Raw genomic sequence first — 22,473 nt, 5'->3', positions numbered from 1 at the left:
CACATAGGAGGTCTCATCATGAACGAACAAGAGCGAGCCGGCAGACGGCTGCTGCCCGAAGTGGCAACGGGAGAACGGAAGCTGGAGCACGTGCGCCTCTGTCTGGAGGAGAATGTGGCAGGAGAAGGCATAACGAGCGGCCTGGAGAAGTATGCGTTTCGTCATCATCCGCTGCCGGAGCTGGATTTTGAAGAGGTGAATCTGGACACTTCGTTCCTTGGCAAAAAAATGCGTACACCCTTGCTCATCAGTTCGATGACGGGTGGAAGCAAGACCACAGGCGCGATAAATGAGCGCCTTGCACGGGTAGCAAACGCCAGAGGCTGGGCGCTCGGGGTAGGCTCGATCCGGGCTGCCGTAGAGCAGCCGGAACTCGCAAGCACATTTGATGTCCGCCGCTGGGCACCGGACATCCCGGTCATCGCGAACCTGGGCGCGGTTCAGCTGAACTACGGCTTCAGCGCGGCTGATTTCCAGCGTGCCGTAGATATCGCCGGCGCGGATCTGCTCGTGCTGCATCTGAACACGCTGCAGGAAGTATTCCAGCCCGAAGGCAATACGAACTTCTGTGGTCTGTACCAACGAATCGAGAAATTGTGTCGTGAGCTGGACGTGCCTGTCGGTGTTAAGGAAGTTGGTTTTGGCATCGATGGTGTGACGGCACAGCGATTGTACGAAGCAGGCGTAGCCTTCATCGATGTGGCTGGCGCAGGTGGTACAAGCTGGGTACAGGTGGAGAAGTATCGCAACAATAACCCGGTACGCCGGGCGGCTGCTGAAGCTTTTGCCGATTGGGGCATTCCGACAGCCGAATGCATCCAGGATGTGCGGGCACTGAACCCCGATGGGGCGCTGATCGGTAGCGGCGGACTGTACACTGGCGTGGATGCTGCCAAAGCATTCGCGCTCGGTGCCGACCTCGCAGGTTTTGGTCGCTCCTTGCTCGAATCCGCCGTCACCTCCGACGAAGCACTGTCCGAGCGGCTGGAGCAGGTCGAATTCGAGCTACGCACCGTCATGTTCGGCATCGGCGCAGGCAGCGTTGCAGAGGTGAAGCGGACAGAACGTCTGGTTGAGCGGCGGTAATGTTGTTGGGGTCGGGCGACATGGATGCCGAGGACTCAGAGTGCGGAAGCGAAGGTTAGTGAGCGGAGTGGCTGTATCGACTCAGAGGCTCTAACGATCTCACAGAACCTTATTTCGCGCATTTTGCGGTGTTTGACAATCTAACGATCACCAGAAGCGTTATTTGTGTGAAATTCCGCAAAAATGAGTGAAAAACGTAGCTTTTCAAGTAAATAAGCTCCCTGGTGATCGTTAGAATGATTCGAGTCCCATCGTAGCAATCGCAGATCGTTCTTAATCCGCTCAATTAAAATAGGGCGGTTTTTTTTGCATATTAAAGTAAAATATTTACAAGTTAAATATTGATGATACTTACCAAAATATTGTATGATCGCATTAAGCTTCATTTCATGGGAAGGCGGTGTCCCGTTGAGCGAAAAAGCTACAATTCGTGACCATTTAGAACATTTTTTGAAAAGGAATCGAATGACCATCAATCGCTTTTCCGAGATTTCTGGCGTGAATTCCGGGACATTGAGCGGTACGTTGAAAGGGAATCGTCCGATAGGCTTAAATCAGTTAGATCGTATTACTGCTGGCATCGGAATGCCTGAAGGCGAATTATATGAACTATACATACATGAGTATTTAGTAGACTCTACCCTGGATTGGAGAAGGCTCAGACCTTTTCTATATCGTTGTGCGGAGCTAGGCCATATAACACATATGGAGACAGCGGTGAACTATGTGATGGATAACCTTTCCTATGTGCCTCTGTTGTTTGAGCTGGCAGAGCAGTTGCATAGCGAAGGCAAGATGGAGGCTTGTAAACCGCTCTATCGCTGTGTTGCTGAGAGTGAGAAGTTGCAACATTCGGAACGTCTGGCTTTATGCCAATATCGTCTGTTTTCAATAGGGCTTTCGAATGACCAGGTTCATAATCTTACGCTAGCCACGAGGTTCGAACTATTTGTAGAACGTCTTGATGAGCAATACCAATTCGATGCGCTGAATGAACTGATCAATGTGTATGCATCCTTGCGCCGCTGGGACAAAGTGAAAGAATTCGCTGACCAGTTACAGATCAAAGCTTTTATTCAATATGATGCCAAGAAAACATTACGAGAAGTAGAGACCAGAACCAAAAAGAAGATTGTGTATTATGCTTTGTATTCGTATCTTGCGCTTGCTGAGGTCAGTTATCAACATGGGAAGTATGAAGAAACCCTTCAGTATGTCTCCAAATATGCTGATTACAGCTGGATCAAAGATCCTACAGAAGAGGAAAAGATGGTAATTCTTCAGTTTCAGGATTGGTCAGAAGGGAATAACTACTATTTCAGATTGCTGTCGGGTGAAACAGCGTTGATTCCAGATTATTTAACGTATATCTCTGATCGCAAAAAAGAAATATTTCCTGCGCTATGCGCCATCGTGACCGCAGCAAATCGATATAATGTCAATATTGACGAGGTACTTGAGCAGTATCAATCTCATCTGGATTACGAGGAACAGAGCAGTCGCTTCGGAAAAATGAGCAAACAATACACCAATGATCAATATGGTATTTTGCTTGCAGGGTTAGGTACGTATTATTTAAGAAATAACAACTATGACAGAGGTGTAGCTTACATTCGCCAAGGCATGGAATTTGCGATTGAAAATATGAATAAAGATGGGCTTCTCGATTGTCTAGGCCTGTTTGATGATTTGCAGTACGTGGTCACTGGACTCGGGGTCAAGCCAAGTGCCGAAATGCTTATTCAAAAGATTCAGAGATTATACAGTCCCGAACGATGAGTGGGTACATGCTAAGTAAAAAGTAACAAGGAACATATCCACATGTATGTATAGGCCTAGGGGCGATCTCCACAGGTCTAAAGAAATTAGGTTTGTTGCATCCTGATGCATCCTCCGTTTTGAAATTCCTTATACAGACAGTTGGTTAGATTGTCCAAAGGTGTTTCAGAAAAGGGTGTTTTTTTGTCGTTTTCACTGTTGGAGTTTATTTGAATTTATGTTAATTAGCAGGATGTTCTACAATGGTACAGCAGGGAGGGGTGTTATGGAGCGGGGCGAACTCAAACTGCGGATCGAAGAAGCGAGGGAGAGACTCCATCAAATAAAAACGGAGTACGGCGAGCTTCTTCACCCTCAGGTGATCCATCAATCTATGGTACTGGACGAACTCATTAATATGTACAATCTTGTTAAAAGGGTAAAGCCGATGGAGTAATCCATCGACCTCTGGGCGAGAAACTTTGGCCGGTCGCTCTCCCTCCTATTTTAACATAAGTGGATGTGTAGAAAGAGAAACATTCAATTTAAGTACAATTTTCCTTCACAGTTATATTCTCATTAGTTATCGTGATGAGGGAAGTTCCTGATACAGATTCTGTATATCCACAGGCTGTTTTTGTATAGGTTTTGCCGCGGCTGTCCTTAAGTATGACGTAGACGGAACTTTCGCCTAAAAAATGCAATTTTGGAGTATACTTTATTTTTTCCCCGCTAACGATTTCTTCGCTAAAGGTATAGAGCAGATCGGAATCTTCTGTTTTATCTGCTGTGCTCGCATCGAGAACGGGTTGATTCAAATGGGTTATGCCTGTCTTAATCTGAGTAATGTCATAGTCTGACTGATTATCAATCGTAATTCTTAGTTTGCGGAACGGATCGATGGCATTTAGAAAACTCATCACTACAATGGTACCCAGTGCAAGGAACAGGCCAAGGGCAATCATTAGTTTTAGTTTGGAAAAGGGACGACGTGGTTTGGTGTGCATGGTTAAACCGTCCTTTCTATTCGATTGTTGTATACGGGTGTCTCGTATTAAAGATATAAACGCAGGGATGCATGCAAAAGTTGGTGCAAGAGCATTATTTTACAGTGTATGTTCAAACAATAAGGTACAATATGAAGGAGAACGAGCAGAGCAATAAGATAAATGCTTGGAAACGTGTAAAGTCGATTAGGATGAGTGCTCAACATAAGAAGTTGAAGCGCTTGGAATAAGGTTCATTTAATGTGGTTCATGTAATGAGGTACTTGAAGAGGTGCTGATTTGTAAGTGTACTAGACTGTACATAAAGTTCATACGTAGGCCATCTTAACAATCACACTCAAGTGATCACAACTAGATCAGGAGGAAATAACATGGAACTGTCTCCAATGAATACGGAACAATTTGCGAGTTTTCGTAGCCGTTCAATTGAAGATTTTGCACAGGAAAAAGTAGAAGCAGGAACGTGGGCGCCAGAAGAAGCGCTACAACGGGCAGAGGAATCGTATGAGCGTTATCTTCCGGAAGGATTAGAGACGCCAGGGGCATATGTGTTTAATCTGATGCATCCGGTGGACGGCATTGTCGGATACCTCTGGTTTAATATTACGGAGAATCGCCGGGGGAAAGAAGCTTTTCTGCTGGATATCGTGGTGGAAGAAGCATATCGCGGCAAAGGGTACGGCACAGAAACGATGGATGCACTCGAAAAGACCGCGCGAAGTCTTGGGGTGGATCGCATCGGGCTGCATGTGTTTGGACATAATGAGCGGGCAAGCAGCCTGTATCGCAAGATGGGCTATGAAGTGACAGACCTGACGATGTATAAGGAGATCAAAGGCTAGCATGAGTCACGGGATTTAAAGATGAGGATGATTGCCGATGAGTCGGCGAAGTTCCTTGATGCCTTGGGGTTTGTCATATATAATGGATAGGATTATCCATACCGAACAAGTAATGAATGAGGAGTTGTCATATACATGGCTTTGAAAGCAGGAATCGTTGGTTTGCCGAACGTTGGTAAATCTACATTGTTTAATGCAATTACACAAGCAGGTGCCGAGTCTGCAAACTATCCGTTTTGTACGATTGACCCGAACGTGGGGATCGTTGAAGTACCGGACGAGCGTTTGGACAAATTGACAGAACTCGTTGTACCCAAAAAAACAGTGCCTACCGCATTTGAGTTTGTTGATATCGCAGGTCTGGTACGCGGAGCTTCCAAAGGTGAAGGCCTGGGTAACAAGTTCCTTGCACACATCCGTGAAGTGGATGCGATTGTGCACGTTGTTCGTTGTTTCGTAGACGAGAACATCACTCACGTCGATGGCAAGATTGATCCTGTAAGTGACATTCAGACGATTAACCTGGAGTTGATCCTGGCGGACATCGAGAGTGTTGAGAAAAAAATCGACCGTTCCAAGAAAAACATGAAGGGTGGCAACAAAACGGCTGCTCAAGAAGTGGAAGTATTGGAGAAAGTCAAAGCGGTCCTTTATGAAGACAAGCCTGCACGTAGCATGGAGCTGACAGACGAAGAGCGTCTGATTGTACGTGACTTGCACTTGCTTACGCTGAAACCCGTTCTGTATGCGGCCAATGTGGCTGAAGACGAAATTGGTGATGTAGCGAACAATGCATATGTGCAAAAGGTAAGAGAGTTCGCAGCTGCTGAAAATGCAGAAGTGGTGCCGATCAGTGCAAAAGTGGAGGAAGAAATCTCCGAACTGGAAGGCGAAGATAAACAAATGTTCCTGGAAGAGCTCGGGATCGAGGATTCCGGTCTGAACTTGCTTATCAAAGCGGCTTATAAATTGCTCGGATTGTATACGTACTTTACAGCGGGTGTACAAGAGGTTCGTGCATGGACCATCCGTAAAGGAACTAAAGCGCCTGGCGCAGCGGGTGTCATTCACACCGACTTCGAACGCGGATTCATCCGTGCAGAGGTTGTTTCTTATGACGATCTGGTTGCAGCGGGTTCCATGAACGGTGCCAAAGAGCGCGGTCAACTGCGTCTGGAAGGTAAAGAGTACGTGGTAAATGACGGCGACGTGATGCACTTCCGTTTCAACGTGTAATCTTAAATAAATGATTAAAGACGGGTCAGCCTTCAGAGGTTTACCGGTTAAAATAAAGAACAGCACTATCTCTTTCGTAGGGGAATAGTGCTGTTTTTGTTTGCATTTTACTCCGAAACAACGGTCAGTATATGCAAGGTTGATTCCGTTTTCACTGGATTGTTTACCCATGATGGATATAATAAAAGAAAGAAGGACCTTTGGAGGAGGTGGCAAGAGTGGATATAACGTCCCGGTGTGTTCGATACGATCCTCTGCTTGTAGAAAAAGCGAATTTAACCGAAGAAACACAGGGGTTACTGCTTCATTCTGGCTTGCCACAGCTTACGTTGGACGGTGAAGATGTACTTGGTATTAGGTTCAACCCATTGCCGGATATGGAGTTAATGAGGACATCGGATGATCTCAAAACGCTGTTACCCATCGGTTATGAATGGGATGAGCAGACGGCCATTCTTGGGGTGTAAGCTGGAACGGGCATACTGTATAGAGTCGATGTGCAGAGTGGAGAGTATGCTGTAATGAACAGCAGTCTCCACCTGTTTCTGGCGTTTCTGAGCAGGTACACGGCAATCGTAGAGGAGCACTCCAAAGCCTATGAGCCCACGGTCATGACACTGGAACAAGCGGAAGCGAAGCTGGAAGCATTTCGACGCGGAGAGATTAAACCTCGTTTAACGCAAAAAGAGCAGTCCGGAAAAGATGAAGCAGTGAAGCAACTCCGTTTATTTTATACAGAGAAAGACCCTGTAAGTTTGCTTGATGAAGAAACATGGTGGAGTGTTGTGCTGGAGCAGTTGGAGGACGAATTGCTCTAGCCAGAGGCATAAGCATATGCTATAATTAAGAGTCGTATACCCATGATAAAATCTTTGTTTTAATCGATGAGATGAGACAAGGGCTTTTGGCGGTAGGCGATTTCTTTATATCACTTTAAAAGTAAAGGATTTGATGACGTTGTAGCGAGGTTATACGTCGATCATATAACACAGAATTCGAATGAGATGCTGCGGTCAGGGGATTCAGAAGAATCCTGTGGTTTGTGGAATCTTGAATGATAGATATATACAGCAAGTGTGCATGTTGGTTCGTTATGAAATACGGCATGTGCAAAGACAAAATAAAACGTGAGGTGACTATACATGTTGGATAAATTGCAGGCATTGGCCGATCGTTATGACAAGCTGAGCGAGCTTTTGTGTGACCCGGATGTAGCTAGTGATAACAAAAAGCTGCGTGAATATTCGAAGGAGCAATCCGATCTTCAGCCGACATACGATGCGTACAATGAGTACAAACAGGTAAGCGAGGATCTGGAAGCGGCGAAGGAAATGCAAGGCGAGAAGCTGGATGACGAGATGCGCGAGATGGTCAAAATGGAAATTGATGAACTGTCTGCTCGCCAGAAAGAACTGGATGATCTGATTCGTGTACTCATGCTACCCAAAGATCCGAATGACGACAAAAACGTTATTGTGGAAATTCGCGGCGCGGCTGGTGGAGATGAAGCGGCATTGTTTGCGGCTGATCTGTACCGGATGTATACCCGTTATGCGGATGCACAAGGCTGGAAAGTCGAGCTGATGGATGTGAACACGAATGACCTCGGTGGATTCAAAGAGGTTGTATTCATGATCAACGGACGCGGCGCGTACAGCAAAATGAAATACGAGAGCGGTGCACACCGTGTACAACGTATCCCGACAACGGAATCCGGTGGACGGATTCATACATCGACTTCGACCGTTGCGGTAATGCCGGAAGCGGAAGATTTTGATATCGAAATTCATGATAAAGACATTCGTGTGGATACGTTCTGTTCCAGTGGTGCCGGTGGACAATCGGTTAACACAACGAAATCGGCAGTACGGGTAACTCACGTGCCAACAGGTATCGTAGCAACGTGTCAGGATGGTAAATCCCAGAACTCCAACAAAGAAAAAGCGTTGCAAGTTCTGCGTACACGTATCTTTGATATGAAACGGATGGAAGAAGAAGCGAAAATCTCCGTAGAGCGTAAAAGCAAAGTGGGAACGGGTGACCGCAGTGAGCGGATCCGTACGTACAACTTCCCGCAAAGCCGTGTAACGGATCACCGTATCGGTCTGACGATGCACAAGCTGGATCAAATCATGAACGGTGAGATTGAAGATATCTTGTCTGCACTGACGATTGCTCAGCAGACCGAGATGATGGATAGAGGAGAATAATCTGTGACGGGCGGAACGTTTGTAATGACGCCGGAGCAGAGTTGCCGGGAAGCCTTCGTAGAGGCTTCCTCTTTTTTGGAGAAGTGCGGCGTGTACGAGCCGCACAATAATGCACGGCTGCTGCTGGAGCATGTACTGGGCGTCTATGGCGCCCAGTATTACATGATGCAGCCGGAGCCGTTCCCCAGCGGGCTGCGTAGCCGCTGGGAAGACGCCGTCACGCGCAAGGCTGCGGGTGAGCCGGCGCAGTACATTATCGGCAGCCAGGAATTCTACGGGCTGCCGTTCGAGGTCACGCCGGCCGTGCTGATTCCGCGGCCGGAGACCGAGCTGCTGGTCGAAGCTGTGCTACGCGCAGCAGACCGCGTGTTTGCCGGCGCCGGCGGTGCCGTGCGCGCCGTCGACATTGGCACGGGCAGCGGTGCCATCGCGGTCACGATGGCTTCGCTTCGCCCGCAGTGGCAGGTATCCGCCGGGGACCTCTCGGCGGATGCCCTGCATGTGGCCGCGCGCAACGCGGCCGCGAACGGCGTACAGATCGACTTCCGTGAAGGCGATCTGCTTGCACCGTTCGCTGGGGAGCGGTTGGACATCCTGGTGTCCAACCCGCCCTACATCCCGGCGGGAGATATCGCCGGGTTACAGCAAGAGGTGCGCGATCATGAGCCGCGCCTCGCTCTGGATGGCGGTCCGGACGGGCTCGCCCCGTACCGCATCATGGTAGAGCAGTTGAATCTGCTGCCTGCGCCGCCGCAGATTGTCGGTTTTGAGCTGGGCATGGGCCAGGCTCACGACGTGGCGGCTTTGCTGGAATCGGCGGGGCACTGGCCAGAGATTATCATCGTTCCCGACCTTGCCGGAATTGAGCGGCATGTCCTGGGTGTTCGACCTTCGGAACAGGTGACAAAAATGTAAGGCACGTAAGTTTTCTTTTTGCCGCGAAATCCTCTACAATGGGGTATGCCGAAGATTTTCTGAATGCTTGGGGGAACATAAAGACATGCTGCACAAATTCAAAAAGATCGACTACTCCATCGTTTTTATTTTGGTGATCCTGATGGTCATTAGTATCATGGCCATTTACAGTACTACGTTTGGTCGTCCAAAGGTTGAGGGATTCTCCAAAAATATGATTGTATTTTATGTTTTGGGTTTTGTTGTTTTTTTCGGAATGTCCATGATCAACTATAAATTTATCGTCAAAAATTATTTATATATCTATGGGCTGGGTCTGTTACTGTTAGTTCTGGTTTTGTTCATTGGTAATGAGTATTACGGAGCCCAAGGTTGGCTTTCGATTGGCGGAATCAGTCTTCAGCCTTCGGAATTGTTCAAGCTATGTCTAATTGTCATGTTATCGACACTGCTCGCCAGGAAGAAGAACAGGCCTTTGTTTTTTGGGCGAGATGTCATTCCGATCAGTTTATGTGTGTTGCCGCCCTTGCTGCTTGTGTTGTTGCAAAATGACCTGGGTGCGGTACTCAGTTATATTTTTATCTGGATCGGTTTATTATGGATCGGCAATATCAAATTTTCACATGCATTGATTGGTTTTGTACTGGCGGTAAGTGCCATTGTTGCCGGCATACAGGCATACATTCATTATCATGATGAAATTACGGGTTTCCTCAAAGATATTAAACGTGCTCACTGGGCAGAACGATTTGACCCGTGGCTTGTACCTGAACTGACATCCAGAGACGTATTGTGGCAGACGTACAATGCCAAACTTGCCATTGGTTCTGGTGGGGTTACGGGTAAGGGTTACATGGAGGGTACGACCATTCAATCCAATCGGGTACCTCTGGCCTATGCAGACTCGATTTTTGTACAGATTGGTGAAGAGTTTGGCTTTGTTGGCGCATCGGTACTTCTATTATTGTATTTCATCCTGATTCATAGGCTAGTCTTAATCGCTTTGGAATGTAAGGATCGCGTAGGTGCTTATTTGATTGTAGGTATTATTGCGATGATTCTGTATCAGGTCTTTGTCAATATCGGACCGTTTATCGGACTCATGCCACTGACAGGTATCACCTTGCCATTCATTAGTTATGGAGGAACATCACTGCTCATTAACATGATCAGTATGGGGATTGCCATGAGTATCAAGGTACACACCGAAGAGAATGAAGATATCCTGGGAGCAGCGGAGCAACCGAGTATTACGGAACTGATCTTGAAGCTGTTCAGACGCAAACCTGTGCAACAGGAGCAACCGGAACAGTGAACATGAATGGTTTACAGCAATATTGAAAAAGAAGTCAGATCAACCTTGGAATCGTTCTTCCCGGCATTCGCTGGGGAACGGACTTTCAAGGTTTTTTGCTTTAAAATCAACCGGATTTCCATTCTCCCATCCAATTAGGTACAATGGTAATATTGATCATTATTGGTAAAGTGCGATGTGTGAGCTAGGGGGATATTCAAACATCATGTGGAAAACGGTAAAGAAGCTGGATGGCGTTATTCTTTTTGTTCTGTTGTTGTTAATGGCGATTAGTATACTTGCGATTTATAGTGGAACACGCTTTGATCCCAAACTCGCGAATCATCATGTGAAAACGATCTATTTCTACGTGGTTGGGTTCATTGCAGTCATCGGGATTGGTTTGTTTAATTACAAGTTGTACGTAAAATACGCTTTTCTTCTATATGGTATAGGCATTATTTTCTTGATCCTGGCCAATGTGCTTGGAAGTACGTTGAATAACGCGAATGGCTGGCTGAAAATCACGGAAAGCATTTCGTTTCAACCTGCGGAATTGTTCAAAATGATCCTTGTTCTATTTCTTGCCCATTTAATTGTGAAGCGTAAACGTGGGGAGCTCGGGTTCTGGAGAGATGTCGTACCGATTGGGCTCTGGACATTTATTCCCTTCGCACTGGTTATGGCTCAGAATGACCTGGGTAACGCTCTCGGTTATGTGGTCATTCTGGTTGCTATTTTATGGATCGGCAATATAAAGCTGAAACATGCGTTAATCGGGCTGGCGATTGTGGGGGCTTTCTTTATTGGTTTCATCAAATCGTATACCTTCTACCATGATGAAATATTCGCCTTTTTGGAAAAGATCAAACGGGAGCACTGGGCTGAACGGATCGATCCGTGGCTTGTACCCGAGAAAGCTACAGCCAAAGCGATGTGGCATACAAAAAATGCAGGACTTGCCATCGGATCGGGCGGGATTATGGGCAAGGGTTTTTTGGAAGGAACTTCGGTTCAAAGCGGACGTGTGCCGTATACGTATTCGGATTCCATCTTTGTGGTGGTCGCGGAGGAATTTGGTTTTGTCGGAGCTTCGCTCTTAATCCTGTTATATTTTATCCTTATCCACCGGATGGTGTTAATCGCACTGGAGTGCAAAGAACGGGCCGGACCCATTATCATTGTGGGTATTATCGGGATGTTACTCTATCAGGTGTTTGAAAATGTAGGTGCATTCCTTGGCCTCATGCCTCTAACGGGCATTACCCTGCCGTTTATTAGTTATGGCGGTACGTCTCTGCTGATTAACATGGCCTGTATTGGGCTGGTGATGAGCATTAAGTTGTATGGTGATGAAGACGAGGATGAATGGTTTCCAGAGGAGCAATCACCGTCGTGGATGCAGCGGATTCGGAGTCTGATGAAAAAGAAAAAAGAGAATAGCGCGATGTAGTTGTGTTTTTCACGAGTTGGAGGGATTATTCAGATTAAAGTAGCATCTAATCCATTACTGTCTTCGAAAGAAAGCTTAGTGGTCACTAAGCTTTTTTTATATGCCCGAGAAGAGATGGTTTAGGGGCATTTCGTAGAATAAATGAGTGCTGAAATCATCTCCTTTTAGTAAGGAATCTCTTTTCTTTCCCGATCTATAAAGCCAATTCATCCGTTTCTATGAAAAACTTTAATAGATTTCTGGTTTGTACTAGGTTTACTTCTTCCTCTACCGGGCATACTGATAGACATGAGAGAGTTGCAGCTGGATATCGGAACCGAGGGGGAGAACGGGATGAACAGACGAATTGGTAAACAAATTGGACTTATCCTTGTATGTCTTATGATGATCATTATGATGTGGGAAGGTCAGAAAACCGATGCGGCTGTTGCTGCTACTACTATTCCGGAGCAATCGATCCGTTTGCGGATTCTAGCGAATTCCGATGCGGCGGGAGATCAGCTCGTGAAACGCGAGATTCGGGATGCGGTCGTTGCACAGATGGGCGAATGGGTTGGGGCGCTGGAAAATCCGCAAAGTCTGGAGCAGGCTCGGTATGTCATTCGTGAACATCTGTCCGAGATTGAGAATCGGGTAGGAGAAGAGCTAATGAAACGTGGTCTAACTTATGATTATCAGGTGGAGCTTGGCACGGTTCCTTTTCCAACAAAGCTGTATGGGGGTACGGTATACCCTGCTGGCGAGTATGAAGCGGTACGGATTACGCTGGGCGAAGGCAAAGGGCAGAACTGGTGGTGTGTACTGTTCCCGCCACTCTGTTTCATCGATGCAAGTACAGGGGACGCGCTGGCTAAACCAACGACAACGACAGTCTCTGCCTCAGCTGGGGATGCTGTAGAGGTGAAAGCAACTGTGCAAGGTGAAACGCCTGAAGCGAGATTCTTCCTGTGGGATGTGGCTGTGAAAATATGGGATTGGGTAGCAACTTTATTCGCCTAACAACGAATAAAAGACATATTAAAATGCAGTGCAATATAGAATAAAAAACTAAGGGATGGAAGTTTCGTTGCAAATGTGCAGGGAGCTTCCTTTTCTACATGAACAGGATATGCGGGAGAAGTACCCTATGGTTGGATCGAACCTGTAACGTTATAGATATGGTATACTTATATGTACTGAAATTGAACCTACTTGAAGTTTAGGGATGATGATATATATGAACAGAGAGCACGAAAAGGTACAACAACCCTCGTTAGAGGACAAGCATGATCATGCGGCGGTAGAGAGAGTCGAGGTGGAACACAATACAGCCTTTTGGGATGTCAGAGCACTGGTGCATGAGCAGAGTGAGGGCGAGAACATAAATGTGCACGTTCAAGAGATTTCCCCAGTATCGGATGTGAAAAAGGGAAACGCCGCCCGCGAAGCGGCGCTCGCTGACTTGCAGGCTGCCGCGGCCTGCCTTCGTCAAGGGGAGACGGTTGCCTTCCCGACCGAGACGGTCTACGGCCTCGGCGCAGACGCTCGCAGCACGGAAGCAGTGGAGGCAGTATTTGCCGCCAAAGGGCGGCCATCCGACAATCCGCTGATTGTGCATATCGCGCACCGTGACCAGCTGCATGAACTGGTCACTGAGGTGAATGCAACAGCGGAAGCGCTGATGGCGGCCTTCTGGCCAGGCCCGCTGACGCTGGTGCTGCCGGTTAGGCCAGGGGCGGTGTCCCCGCGGGTCACTGCCGGGCTGGACACGGTGGCCGTGCGCATGCCGGACCACCCGGTGGCGCTGCCACTCATTGCGGCGGCGGCATGCCCCGTGGCTGCGCCAAGTGCGAACCGCTCCGGGCGGCCTAGCCCAACCCTCGCCGCACATGTGCGGGAGGATCTGGATGGCCGCATCGGCGGCATTGTGGACGGCGGCCCCACGGGGGTGGGCGTCGAGTCCACCGTGGTGCAGGCCGGTGACGACGGTACCGTCACCATCCTGCGCCCTGGCGGCATCACGGCGGAACAGCTGTCCGCCGTAGCCGCCCGTGTCGCCACGGACCCGGCGCTTCTCGCCGAAGGGTCCGGTGGCGACAGCAACAGCCCGGCGCCGCGCTCGCCGGGCATGAAGTACACGCACTACGCACCCGCAGGGGCGCTGTGCGTCGTAGAGGGGCCGCCCGTAGCGGTGGCGGCCTGGACCCGCGCCGCCCTGGCGGAGGCGGCGCAGCGCGGGGAGCGTACCGCGGTGCTGGCGTTCGCCGAGCACGCGGAGCAGTACCGCGCCGATGCCGTATTCTCGCTGGGTAACGCCAGCGAGCTACAGGAAGCTGCGCGCAGACTATACGCCGCGCTGCGCAGCTGCGATGAGCAGGGCGCCACATATATTGTGGCGGAAGCCTGCTCGCGCGAAGGGCTGGGAGCAGCCGTCATGAACCGGCTGCTCAAGGCGGCAGGCAACCAACTTATTCAAGTTGGCTGAGCCGCCTACCTAAACGCTCCTGCCCACAGGATCAGGAGCGAGCCTCAACTTTTGCAAGCATTCATCTAGCTTGCATGCAGTCGTCAAGTTTAACGTCCCAATCTACTATTTCATATTAGCAAGGGTGTCCTTGATCTGTTTTTTTTCATCCGAAAACTGTATCCATACTTCTTAGCTCCGTTTCCCTGTAACCGTCATGTTTGAGTTCTTGTCCGCATATCGTGTACAAGAACCTTATGTGACTTGGGGGTATGAGGATGTGGGATGTGTCTGCCCATATAGGGCAGTTGGTAACCATTCTGATTATGGCGGTTGCGCTGGGGCTTGATGCATTCTCGCTGGGCATCGGCATTGGCATGAAGGGTATACGGCTGCGGGATGTATTGAAAATTAGCACCGTTACGGCACTGTTTCATGTCATCATGCCGCTTGCTGGCATGTATATGGGGAAATATGTCAGTTCCTTGCTGGGCAATATTACGAATTATGCAGCAGGCGGACTGCTGGTACTGCTAGGCGCTCACATGATTTTGAATGCCTTTCGTGAAGGGGAGACCAAGCTGGTCGATCATCGATCTCTGCTGGGCATTCTTTTGTTTTCGCTTAGTGTCAGCGTCGATTCCTTCTCTGTCGGGGTGTCGCTCGGCATGTTCAGCAGTGATCTTGTCCTGACCATCCTGGCCTTTGGTTTCTGCGGTGGTTTGATGTCGATCATGGGTCTGCTTCTCGGACGTCGGGTCAGTCAGAATTTGGGCGATTACGGTGAAGCTGTAGGCGGGGCGATCTTGCTTGCCTTTGGACTTTTGTTTATATTTTAAAAAATAAAGCGGTTGAACGATAAGATAGGTAGTTCACATCTTGATTATATGGGGAGGCTATCACAATGAAACATATTTTGTTTGTATGTACAGGAAACACGTGCCGCAGCCCCATGGCAGAAGGGCTTCTGCGGAAACTTGCAGCCGAGCGCGGTATCGAGGTACATGTTCGTTCAGCAGGTGTGGCTGCATCGTCAGGCATGCCGATATCACGTCATGCCGAAGCAGTTTTGAAGGATCATCAGGCAGAGGGCCCATCCCAGTCTACACAGCTTAGTGAAGCATTGGTCGAATGGGCAGATCTGATTCTGACGTTAACCCGAAGTCATAAGCAACATGTGATGCAGGTGTTCCCGAATTCCATTCAGAAGACCTACACGCTGAAGGAATATGCCGAGAATGATACACAAGTGCTTCAAGATCTGGAGGAATTGGACAGCCTGTTTGCTACAATGGAGATGAAACGGGCCCTGGGCCAGGAAATTCTGGCCTCGGAGAGGGAGCGTGCAATCGAAATTCGGCAGCGTATTCCGAGTTTTGATATCTCCGATCCGTTTGGTGGTAGCCGGGACGATTACAATATTGCGGCAGCAGAGATTCGTACAGCGTTATCCAAGCTTCTGGATAAGCTTGAATAATTCAGCTGTACAGAGACAAGATATAGAAACAGAACATGGAATGTAAATTAACCGTTGATTTTAAAGTGGGGTTGATTTATGATGAAGGGGAAAACAGGGATCCGGTGTAACTGGCGACGAAGTGGGCACAACCACAATGGAGCACCGGAACAAACGGCCGGTCGCCTGGGCAAAAGAGCAATTCTGCGATACCCGCAGACTGCTCTTTTTTTCGTCTTTCATCTGATTTTTCGCTATAATAGTACCTGAAATGCCATGCAACGTATGCGTTGAGCAAAATGATCACAAGATGACGGGCATGATTTTATCGGGAGGCGATAGGATGACTATTGAACTGGATTCGGAACAACCCGGATTGCAACAACAGACAGCATCAATCCTGCGCGAACTGGCGACAGCCGGTAAACTTGGCTCTGGCCATGTTGTTGTTATCGGCACAAGTACAAGTGAAGTTGCAGGTCAGCGCATCGGAACAAGTGGTGCCGTCGACGTGGCAGATCAGTTGCTTGCAGGTATTCGCGAGGTGCAGACAGAGTTTGGTTTCGACACTGTATTCCAGTGCTGTGAGCACCTGAATCGAGCGCTTGTGATGGAACGTAGGTTGCTTGAGCGGCTCGGACTGACAGAGGTTGGCGCTGTACCTGTGCCGAAGGCTGGTGGTTCCATGGCATCTACCGCCTATCGTTCACTGTCCGATCCATGTCTGGCTGAGCATGTTCAAGCCCATGCCGGTATGGATATCGGAGAGACTATGATTGGCATGCATCTTCGCCATGTTGCGGTTCCTTTTCGGACATCGCTTCGTTACATTGGAGAGGCTCGTGTCACAGCAGCACTTACACGTCCGAAGCTGATTGGCGGCGAACGTGCGGTTTATCGAATGGAAGAAGAGCCCGATTCAACCTTTTGTGACTAACGTATAAAGCGAAATCACTGGGTTACACTCCAGACTTCGATTGCATCACCATCTTACGATCGCTGTTATCCCCAGATTTCTTTGAATCCCCTTTTAAAAAGGGGAAATCCGGTGATAAATGCGAACGCGCTGCTTCTCCAGATTGGTGTTGCACTCTCCGTTTACGTGTAAACATCATTTCACTTTATAACTTCATTATAATTTAGGAGGAATTTAATCATGGAACAATTGCGTAAAAATGACCCTGCAGTATTGGAAGCGATGAATCTTGAACTGAAACGTCAACAGAACAACATCGAGCTGATCGCATCCGAGAACATCGTAAGTGAAGCGGTAATTGAAGCACTCGGCTCCGTTCTGACGAATAAGTACGCTGAAGGTTATCCAGGCAAACGTTACTATGGTGGCTGTGAGCATGTCGATATCGTTGAAGATATCGCGCGTGATCGCGCGAAAGAACTGTTTGGTGCAGAACATGCGAACGTGCAACCGCACTCCGGTGCACAAGCGAACATGGCTGTATATCTGGCAGCATTGAAGCCTGGTGATACCGTTCTGGGTATGAACCTGGCACATGGCGGTCACTTGACCCATGGTAGCCCGGTTAATGCTTCTGGTTTGCTTTACAACTTCGTTGCGTATGGTGTTCAAGAAGATACATTCCTCATTGATTATGATGAAGTTCGCAAAGCAGCATTCAAACATCGTCCTCGTCTGATCGTAGCAGGTGCAAGTGCATACCCACGTACGATTGATTTTGAGAAGCTGGCTTCCATCGCCAATGATGTTGGCGCGCTGTTCATGGTTGATATGGCACACATCGCAGGACTTGTTGCAGCTGGACTGCATCCTAACCCGGTGCCACATGCACACTTCGTTACAACAACAACACACAAAACATTGCGCGGACCACGTGGCGGTATGATCCTGTGCCGCAAGTCCTGGGCAGCTGCCATTGATAAAGCAGTATTCCCAGGTTCCCAAGGTGGACCTTTGATGCACGTGATCGCTTCAAAAGCTGTAGCGTTCGGTGAAGCATTGCAACCTTCGTTCAAAACGTATGCTCAGAACGTGGTGAAAAACGCACAGGTGCTGGCTGAAACATTGATCGCTGAAGGATTGAACATTGTATCCGGCGGTACAGACAATCACTTGATGCTGATTGATACTCGTAGCGTAAACATCACGGGTAAAGAAGCGGAACATGTGCTTGATTCCATCGGTATTACAGTGAACAAAAACGCGATTCCATTCGATCCAACAAGCCCGTTCATTACAAGCGGTATCCGTATTGGTACACCTGCTGCGACTTCCCGTGGTATGGACGAGAAAGCAATGGTAGCGATCGGTAAGATCATTGCGAAAACTCTTAAAAATCCAAAAGATACAGCAACACTTGATCAGGCACGCGCAGAAGTGACTGCACTGACGGATCAATACCCACTCTACACCGACCTTAAATACTAGTACCGTTACTTCTACTGCTAAAAAACATTGCTTGTGCTGTTTGGTTTTGAAGGTTGTTAAAATGGAATACAAAGTAACGAAGTGAGCAGAATGAGGCCGTAGAAGCGGAGCGCTCGCATTTATCCCCGAATTTTCACCTACCTAAGGTGATTCATAAAATTCGGGGATAACGGCGATCGAAGGAGCATTCTGGTGGCGGAGTGGTATTGTATTACAAAAGAGCATCTTTAGTGTTCACACGTATTTTGAGCATTCAACTCACACAACAGCACGAGCAAACAGGACCGGATGAATCATTTTCCGGTCCTGTTTTTGTAGGATTTGCTTTTCTGTAATGATTAGGTGCCCTTTGATGGTGTAATTCAGTGTGGGTGATGATATAATATACAGGATTTATCGAGCCTGTGAATGACGGCTAGGTATATTTGGAAATGCTTAACTCATGAAGAACTTACCGGAGGGACAATTTAATGGGAAAATTAGTAATATGTGATCACCCCCTGATTCAACACAAACTGACGTTTATACGCGACATGCGTACGAATACGAAAGATTTTCGTGAATTGGTTGATGAAGTAGCAACATTAATGGCTTACGAGATTACAAGAGATGTTGAGCTGGAATCCATTGATGTACAAACGCCTGTAGCCGCGACACAAGGAAAAGTAATTTCTGGACGTATGCTTGGACTGGTACCGATTCTGCGTGCGGGACTAGGGATGCTGGATGGCGTTGTGAAGTTGTTGCCAGCGGCAAAAGTAGGACATGTTGGTTTGTTCCGTGACCCGGAAACATTGCAACCGGTTGAATACTACACCAAGCTGCCCACAGATGTGACTGAACGTCAACTTATTGTGATTGACCCGATGCTTGCAACAGGCGGATCAGCAATCGCAGCGATTGACGTGCTCAAAAAGCGCGGATGCACTCAGATCAAAATGATGAACCTGGTCGCAGCGCCAGAGGGCGTAAAAGCAGTACAAGATGCACATCCAGATGTAGACATCTATGTAGCTGCGCTTGACGACCGTCTGGATGATCACGGATATATCGTGCCAGGACTTGGCGATGCGGGAGACCGTTTGTACGGAACGAAATAAGCATATTTTCATGCGGATTAGAAAAGGAGCTTTGCTCAAATGTCCAAAAAAATTAAAGTGATGACTATTTTCGGGGTGCGCCCAGAAGCGATCAAGATGGCTCCGCTGATTCTGGAATTGCAGAAACATCCCGACTCTATTGAGTCGATTGTTTGCGTAACTGCGCAACATCGCCAGATGCTGGATCAGGTTCTTGAAGTTTTCGACATTCATCCCGATTATGATCTGGATGTCATGAAAGATCGTCAGACCCTGAACGAAATCACCATTCGTGTTCTTGGCGGTCTGGAGCCGGTTTTGCGTGAAGCCAAGCCAGATATCGTGCTCGTTCACGGTGATACGTTGACTACATTTGTAGCCAGCTATGCAGCCTTCCTGCAACAGATTCAGGTCGGACACGTGGAAGCCGGTCTGCGGACGTGGAATAAGCTGTCACCATACCCGGAAGAGATGAACCGCCAGCTGACGGGTGTTTTGGCCGATCTGCATTTTGCGCCAACGGACTGGTCTTCTTCCAATCTTGCCAAGGAAAATAAACCGGAGTCTAGTACCTACGTCACAGGCAACACGGTAACAGATGTGTTTCAATATACAGTACGGGAGGATTACAAACACCCGGTACTTGATTGGGCCCAAGGCAAACGCCTGGTGCTGATGACTGCTCATCGCCGCGAATCTCAAGGCGAGCCTCACCGCAACATTTTCCAGGCCGTCAAACGTATTGCTGACGAATTTGAAGATATTGCCATCGTGTACCCGGTGCACCCTAGTCCTGCTGTGAAGGAGCCGGCTCACGCGATTTTGGGGAATCATCCCCGTATTCAGTTAATTGATCCGCTAGACGTAGTGGATTTGCATAACTTTTACCCGCACACTCACTTGATCCTGACTGATTCAGGCGGTTTGCAGGAAGAAGCGCCTTCGTTTGGTGTGCCTGTTCTTGTATTGCGCGATACTACAGAGCGCCCGGAAGGCATCGAAGCAGGTACGCTGGAATTGGTAGGGACAGAAGAGGAACGTGTATATGAACGGACCAAGGCTCTGCTTACGGATGAAGAACTGTATGCAAGCATGAGCCAAGCTGCTAATCCATACGGTGATGGACATGCTTCGGAAAGAATTGTCAATGCGATTTTGCACCATTTTGGCGTAAAAAGTGAGCGTCCGGAATCATTTCACAGAAAGTTCAAAAAATAATTCACATTTTCTGTTGGATTTATAGAGGGGATAGCATACAGTTAAACTGTACGGTTTACGCGGGTTTATGGGCTTTCTTAAGCTGTAGACCCGTCGTTTCTCCCTTTAAAACGCTAAAATCAATCAATTGACAAAGGCTCTCATCATTCAGTAAAATTAACTGGGATTGCAAGGGTGGCGTGGAAAATGGCCGATTCGAACAAACCAAATTCATCCCGTAACCATGATGATAAGGTCTGGAAAGCAATGGGGCTCGTGACAGCTTTTGGGATCGAGATTGCCTTGCTCGCTGTTGCCGGATATTACGCTGGCTCGTGGTTGGACAGGACCATTGGAGGCAACGGAATATGGATCGCCGTAAGCGTTCTCTTTTTTCTTGCGGCAGGCGGGGTAAGCATTTACTTTATTGCTAAAAAATTCATGGGGGAAAGTGATGAGTGAACTAGCCAGATATCGCAGATGGATGACCGTTTCCGTCATGTACATTCTCATGATTTGTTTTCTGACGGCTGCATTTGCACCTCGTTTGGAAACGATTGCTTTGGGACTGGCCCTGGGTGTTAGCATCAGTTTGATTAATGCATTTTACCTGGGCTACAAGGTGAGGAAGATGTCCGATGATGCGGCAGAAGGTAATCTGAAGCGTGTGAACCTGGGATTTTTGACAAGAGCGGCGCTCGCAGTGCTTGGTATTTACATATCGATGCGCTTTCCGCAGTACTTCAATACATATGCGGTTGCAGGCGGTCTGGCCATTGCGCAATTTTCCCTATTAATTATAGGGATCATCATGTCCCGCAAAGCAGAGTGATTTTGAGTGTGGCAACTTTCAGGTAGAGAAAGGGGTGAGAAAAAAATATGCATGAAGCTCCAGTGATTATGCTTGGTGGATTTCATCTGGACTTGTCCGTACTATTGATGTTGATTGTAACCAGCGCCATTGTCTTCATATTTGCCATCATCGCTACACGGAACCTGTCGGTGGATAATCCGGGAAAGCTGCAAAACTTTATGGAGTGGGCTGTTGAGTTCGTTCGTAATCTGATATCCAGTACGATGGACATGAAGAAAGGCAAACACTTTATTTCTCTCGCACTTACGATGATTTTGTTCATCTTCGTAGGAAATATGCTTGGGCTTCCATTCCAGGCCGTTACCGATGTTAAGGATGTTAATGCAGCTACCGTTTTCGGGAAACCAATCGTTACAGCGGTTGAGGCTTATGAAAAGGCTCACGCGAAGGACCCAGAAGCGCATCCACATATCGAGCTGGCTTGGTTCAAATCACCAACAGCTGACTTGTCCGTAACGATGGGACTAGCTCTTGTAGCCTTCCTCGTAGCACATGGACTTGGACTGTTCAAGAACACTAGAGGTTATCTGAAGCACTATGTGCAACCGTACGCGTTGTTCCTTCCGATTAATATTATCGAGACCGCGTCCAAGTTGCTCACGCACGGCATGCGTTTGTTCGCGAATATTTTTGCGGGTGAGGTGCTGATTGCAACCATCCTCAAACTGACCAGCTTTAAAGTGCTGGGCGCTATTTTCGCAATACCGCTACTTGCAGTGTGGCAAGGTTTCAGTATCTTTATCGGCGGGATTCAAGCTTTCGTTTTCGTCATTCTAATGATGGTGTACATTTCACAGACCATCGAAACGCACGAAGAACATTAAGTTTTAGACCTGCGGGGATCTCTCCATCAGGCTGAACAATAAAATTGATTTATAATTTTAAGGAGGATATACAAATGGGAGCAATGGCATTAATCGCAGCAGCAATTGTTGCAGGATTGGGCGCTTTCGGCGCAGGTATCGGTAACGGTATGGTAATCAGCAAAACAGTGGAAGGGATCGCGCGTCAACCAGAAGCGAAATCCACACTGCAAACAACAATGTTCATCGGGGTAGGTTTGATCGAGGTATTGCCGATCATCGGTGTGGTACTCGCATTCATGTTCTACGGTGCTGCTTAAGACATAACACAGTACGGCGGGGAAGGCTGTAGCCCTCCGCGCCTTCTTTTTAGCTAGGAACTTATCCTGTAAGGGATAACGGTTTAGGATACCTCC

General features: G+C 48.1%; 24 protein-coding genes and 1 riboswitch. Of the genes, 23 read left to right on the top strand and 1 reads right to left on the bottom strand.

The window, feature by feature from the left end; all coding sequences use genetic code 11:
• Positions 1-18 precede the first annotated feature (18 nt).
• The 3 genes from fni (at position 19) to ACT89M_RS25795 (ending at position 3,301) form a co-directional block, all read left to right on the top strand.
• Positions 19-1,086 (top strand): type 2 isopentenyl-diphosphate Delta-isomerase, encoded by a 1,068-nt coding sequence (gene fni / locus ACT89M_RS25805; protein WP_308722721.1) that lies wholly within the window; start codon positions 19-21, stop codon positions 1,084-1,086.
• 408 nt (positions 1,087-1,494) lie between these two features.
• Positions 1,495-2,865, top strand: coding sequence for a helix-turn-helix domain-containing protein (locus tag ACT89M_RS25800; RefSeq protein ID WP_154891331.1), 1,371 nt, complete (start codon positions 1,495-1,497; stop codon positions 2,863-2,865).
• Positions 2,866-3,130: 265 nt separating this feature from the next.
• Positions 3,131-3,301, top strand: coding sequence for an aspartyl-phosphate phosphatase Spo0E family protein (locus tag ACT89M_RS25795; RefSeq protein ID WP_308722722.1), 171 nt, complete (start codon positions 3,131-3,133; stop codon positions 3,299-3,301).
• A gap of 88 nt (positions 3,302-3,389) precedes the next feature.
• On the opposite strand, the gene ACT89M_RS25790 is transcribed toward ACT89M_RS25795, so the two are convergent.
• A complete protein-coding gene (locus ACT89M_RS25790) occupies positions 3,390-3,851 on the bottom strand; it encodes a hypothetical protein (RefSeq protein WP_308722723.1) in 462 nt (153 codons plus the stop codon).
• Positions 3,852-4,222: 371 nt separating this feature from the next.
• Between ACT89M_RS25790 and ACT89M_RS25785 the strand changes: the two genes are divergently transcribed.
• The 20 genes from ACT89M_RS25785 to atpE all read left to right on the top strand — a co-directional run bounded on the left by ACT89M_RS25785 (position 4,223) and on the right by atpE (position 22,377).
• Positions 4,223-4,693, top strand: a complete 471-nt coding sequence (locus tag ACT89M_RS25785) for a GNAT family N-acetyltransferase (RefSeq protein ID WP_308722724.1) — start codon at positions 4,223-4,225, stop codon at positions 4,691-4,693.
• 135 nt (positions 4,694-4,828) lie between these two features.
• A complete protein-coding gene (ychF, locus tag ACT89M_RS25780) occupies positions 4,829-5,929 on the top strand; it encodes a redox-regulated ATPase YchF (RefSeq protein ID WP_123065294.1) in 1,101 nt (366 codons plus the stop codon).
• Positions 5,930-6,147: 218 nt separating this feature from the next.
• Positions 6,148-6,396, top strand: coding sequence for a hypothetical protein (locus ACT89M_RS25775; RefSeq protein WP_154891327.1), 249 nt, complete (start codon positions 6,148-6,150; stop codon positions 6,394-6,396).
• A 12-nt stretch (positions 6,397-6,408) separates the two neighbouring features.
• The gene (locus ACT89M_RS25770) at positions 6,409-6,747 is read left to right on the top strand and encodes a hypothetical protein (RefSeq protein WP_154891326.1); all 339 of its coding nucleotides are present in this window, start codon (positions 6,409-6,411) and stop codon (positions 6,745-6,747) included.
• A 324-nt stretch (positions 6,748-7,071) separates the two neighbouring features.
• Positions 7,072-8,139, top strand: a complete 1,068-nt coding sequence (gene prfA, locus ACT89M_RS25765; RefSeq protein WP_090922822.1) for a peptide chain release factor 1 — start codon at positions 7,072-7,074, stop codon at positions 8,137-8,139.
• Positions 8,140-8,163: 24 nt separating this feature from the next.
• Positions 8,164-9,054, top strand: coding sequence for a peptide chain release factor N(5)-glutamine methyltransferase (gene prmC / locus ACT89M_RS25760; protein WP_154891352.1), 891 nt, complete (start codon positions 8,164-8,166; stop codon positions 9,052-9,054).
• Between the two features lie 85 nt (positions 9,055-9,139).
• A complete protein-coding gene (locus ACT89M_RS25755; protein ID WP_154891325.1) occupies positions 9,140-10,369 on the top strand; it encodes an FtsW/RodA/SpoVE family cell cycle protein in 1,230 nt (409 codons plus the stop codon).
• Positions 10,370-10,574: 205 nt separating this feature from the next.
• A complete protein-coding gene (locus tag ACT89M_RS25750; protein WP_154891324.1) occupies positions 10,575-11,801 on the top strand; it encodes an FtsW/RodA/SpoVE family cell cycle protein in 1,227 nt (408 codons plus the stop codon).
• A gap of 333 nt (positions 11,802-12,134) precedes the next feature.
• A complete protein-coding gene (gene spoIIR / locus ACT89M_RS25745) occupies positions 12,135-12,800 on the top strand; it encodes a stage II sporulation protein R (protein ID WP_154891351.1) in 666 nt (221 codons plus the stop codon).
• A gap of 205 nt (positions 12,801-13,005) precedes the next feature.
• Complete coding sequence (locus tag ACT89M_RS25740; protein ID WP_308722725.1) at positions 13,006-14,265, top strand: L-threonylcarbamoyladenylate synthase; 1,260 nt, start codon at positions 13,006-13,008, stop codon at positions 14,263-14,265.
• A 257-nt stretch (positions 14,266-14,522) separates the two neighbouring features.
• Entirely contained in the window at positions 14,523-15,083 is a 561-nt protein-coding gene (locus tag ACT89M_RS25735) for a manganese efflux pump MntP (protein WP_154891323.1), read from the top strand.
• A 65-nt stretch (positions 15,084-15,148) separates the two neighbouring features.
• Entirely contained in the window at positions 15,149-15,721 is a 573-nt protein-coding gene (locus ACT89M_RS25730; RefSeq protein ID WP_154891322.1) for a low molecular weight protein arginine phosphatase, read from the top strand.
• A 96-nt stretch (positions 15,722-15,817) separates the two neighbouring features.
• A riboswitch (ZMP/ZTP riboswitch) is annotated at positions 15,818-15,899 on the top strand.
• Between the two features lie 144 nt (positions 15,900-16,043).
• The gene (locus ACT89M_RS25725; RefSeq protein ID WP_154891321.1) at positions 16,044-16,637 is read left to right on the top strand and encodes a TIGR01440 family protein; all 594 of its coding nucleotides are present in this window, start codon (positions 16,044-16,046) and stop codon (positions 16,635-16,637) included.
• A gap of 219 nt (positions 16,638-16,856) precedes the next feature.
• Positions 16,857-18,104 carry a serine hydroxymethyltransferase gene (locus tag ACT89M_RS25720; RefSeq protein WP_167375780.1) on the top strand — a complete coding sequence of 416 codons (1,248 nt, stop codon included), beginning with the start codon at positions 16,857-16,859 and terminating at the stop codon, positions 18,102-18,104.
• Positions 18,105-18,574: 470 nt separating this feature from the next.
• Positions 18,575-19,204 carry a uracil phosphoribosyltransferase gene (upp, locus tag ACT89M_RS25715; protein ID WP_090922856.1) on the top strand — a complete coding sequence of 210 codons (630 nt, stop codon included), beginning with the start codon at positions 18,575-18,577 and terminating at the stop codon, positions 19,202-19,204.
• 39 nt (positions 19,205-19,243) lie between these two features.
• Positions 19,244-20,401 (top strand): non-hydrolyzing UDP-N-acetylglucosamine 2-epimerase, encoded by a 1,158-nt coding sequence (gene wecB, locus ACT89M_RS25710; RefSeq protein WP_308722726.1) that lies wholly within the window; start codon positions 19,244-19,246, stop codon positions 20,399-20,401.
• A gap of 186 nt (positions 20,402-20,587) precedes the next feature.
• The gene (locus tag ACT89M_RS25705) at positions 20,588-20,842 is read left to right on the top strand and encodes an AtpZ/AtpI family protein (RefSeq protein ID WP_090922860.1); all 255 of its coding nucleotides are present in this window, start codon (positions 20,588-20,590) and stop codon (positions 20,840-20,842) included.
• The gene (locus ACT89M_RS25700; protein ID WP_090922862.1) at positions 20,835-21,212 is read left to right on the top strand and encodes an ATP synthase subunit I; all 378 of its coding nucleotides are present in this window, start codon (positions 20,835-20,837) and stop codon (positions 21,210-21,212) included. Before ACT89M_RS25705 ends, ACT89M_RS25700 begins: the two co-directional genes overlap by 8 nt.
• A 47-nt stretch (positions 21,213-21,259) precedes the next feature.
• The gene (atpB, locus tag ACT89M_RS25695) at positions 21,260-22,078 is read left to right on the top strand and encodes a F0F1 ATP synthase subunit A (protein ID WP_090922864.1); all 819 of its coding nucleotides are present in this window, start codon (positions 21,260-21,262) and stop codon (positions 22,076-22,078) included.
• A gap of 74 nt (positions 22,079-22,152) precedes the next feature.
• On the top strand, positions 22,153-22,377 hold the full coding sequence (gene atpE / locus ACT89M_RS25690; protein ID WP_090922866.1) for a F0F1 ATP synthase subunit C: 225 nt from the start codon (positions 22,153-22,155) through the stop codon (positions 22,375-22,377).
• Positions 22,378-22,473 lie beyond the last annotated feature (96 nt).

Source organism: Paenibacillus sp. NN59, assembly GCF_057597225.1.
Note: the sequence above shows the minus strand (reverse complement) of the source record. Positions and strands in the feature narration are given on the sequence as shown.

Bases quoted from the DNA above. Each gene is read 5' to 3' on its own strand.
- upp (WP_090922856.1), top strand. From the start codon at position 18,575: ATGGGAAAATTAGTAATATGTGATCACCCCCTGATTCAACACAAACTG.
- ACT89M_RS25700 (WP_090922862.1), top strand. From the start codon at position 20,835: ATGAGTGAACTAGCCAGATATCGCAGATGGATGACCGTTTCCGTCATG.
- ACT89M_RS25795 (WP_308722722.1), top strand. From the start codon at position 3,131: ATGGAGCGGGGCGAACTCAAACTGCGGATCGAAGAAGCGAGGGAGAGA.
- ACT89M_RS25755 (WP_154891325.1), top strand. From the start codon at position 9,140: ATGCTGCACAAATTCAAAAAGATCGACTACTCCATCGTTTTTATTTTG.
- atpE (WP_090922866.1), top strand. From the start codon at position 22,153: ATGGGAGCAATGGCATTAATCGCAGCAGCAATTGTTGCAGGATTGGGC.
- fni (WP_308722721.1), top strand. From the start codon at position 19: ATGAACGAACAAGAGCGAGCCGGCAGACGGCTGCTGCCCGAAGTGGCA.
- atpB (WP_090922864.1), top strand. From the start codon at position 21,260: ATGCATGAAGCTCCAGTGATTATGCTTGGTGGATTTCATCTGGACTTG.
- ACT89M_RS25725 (WP_154891321.1), top strand. From the start codon at position 16,044: ATGACTATTGAACTGGATTCGGAACAACCCGGATTGCAACAACAGACA.
- ACT89M_RS25735 (WP_154891323.1), top strand. From the start codon at position 14,523: ATGTGGGATGTGTCTGCCCATATAGGGCAGTTGGTAACCATTCTGATT.
- ACT89M_RS25720 (WP_167375780.1), top strand. From the start codon at position 16,857: ATGGAACAATTGCGTAAAAATGACCCTGCAGTATTGGAAGCGATGAAT.
- ychF (WP_123065294.1), top strand. From the start codon at position 4,829: ATGGCTTTGAAAGCAGGAATCGTTGGTTTGCCGAACGTTGGTAAATCT.
- ACT89M_RS25740 (WP_308722725.1), top strand. From the start codon at position 13,006: ATGATGATATATATGAACAGAGAGCACGAAAAGGTACAACAACCCTCG.
- ACT89M_RS25750 (WP_154891324.1), top strand. From the start codon at position 10,575: ATGTGGAAAACGGTAAAGAAGCTGGATGGCGTTATTCTTTTTGTTCTG.
- wecB (WP_308722726.1), top strand. From the start codon at position 19,244: ATGTCCAAAAAAATTAAAGTGATGACTATTTTCGGGGTGCGCCCAGAA.
- ACT89M_RS25785 (WP_308722724.1), top strand. From the start codon at position 4,223: ATGGAACTGTCTCCAATGAATACGGAACAATTTGCGAGTTTTCGTAGC.
- ACT89M_RS25790 (WP_308722723.1), bottom strand. From the start codon at position 3,851: ATGCACACCAAACCACGTCGTCCCTTTTCCAAACTAAAACTAATGATT.
- prmC (WP_154891352.1), top strand. From the start codon at position 8,164: ATGACGCCGGAGCAGAGTTGCCGGGAAGCCTTCGTAGAGGCTTCCTCT.
- spoIIR (WP_154891351.1), top strand. From the start codon at position 12,135: ATGAACAGACGAATTGGTAAACAAATTGGACTTATCCTTGTATGTCTT.
- ACT89M_RS25705 (WP_090922860.1), top strand. From the start codon at position 20,588: ATGGCCGATTCGAACAAACCAAATTCATCCCGTAACCATGATGATAAG.
- prfA (WP_090922822.1), top strand. From the start codon at position 7,072: ATGTTGGATAAATTGCAGGCATTGGCCGATCGTTATGACAAGCTGAGC.
- ACT89M_RS25730 (WP_154891322.1), top strand. From the start codon at position 15,149: ATGAAACATATTTTGTTTGTATGTACAGGAAACACGTGCCGCAGCCCC.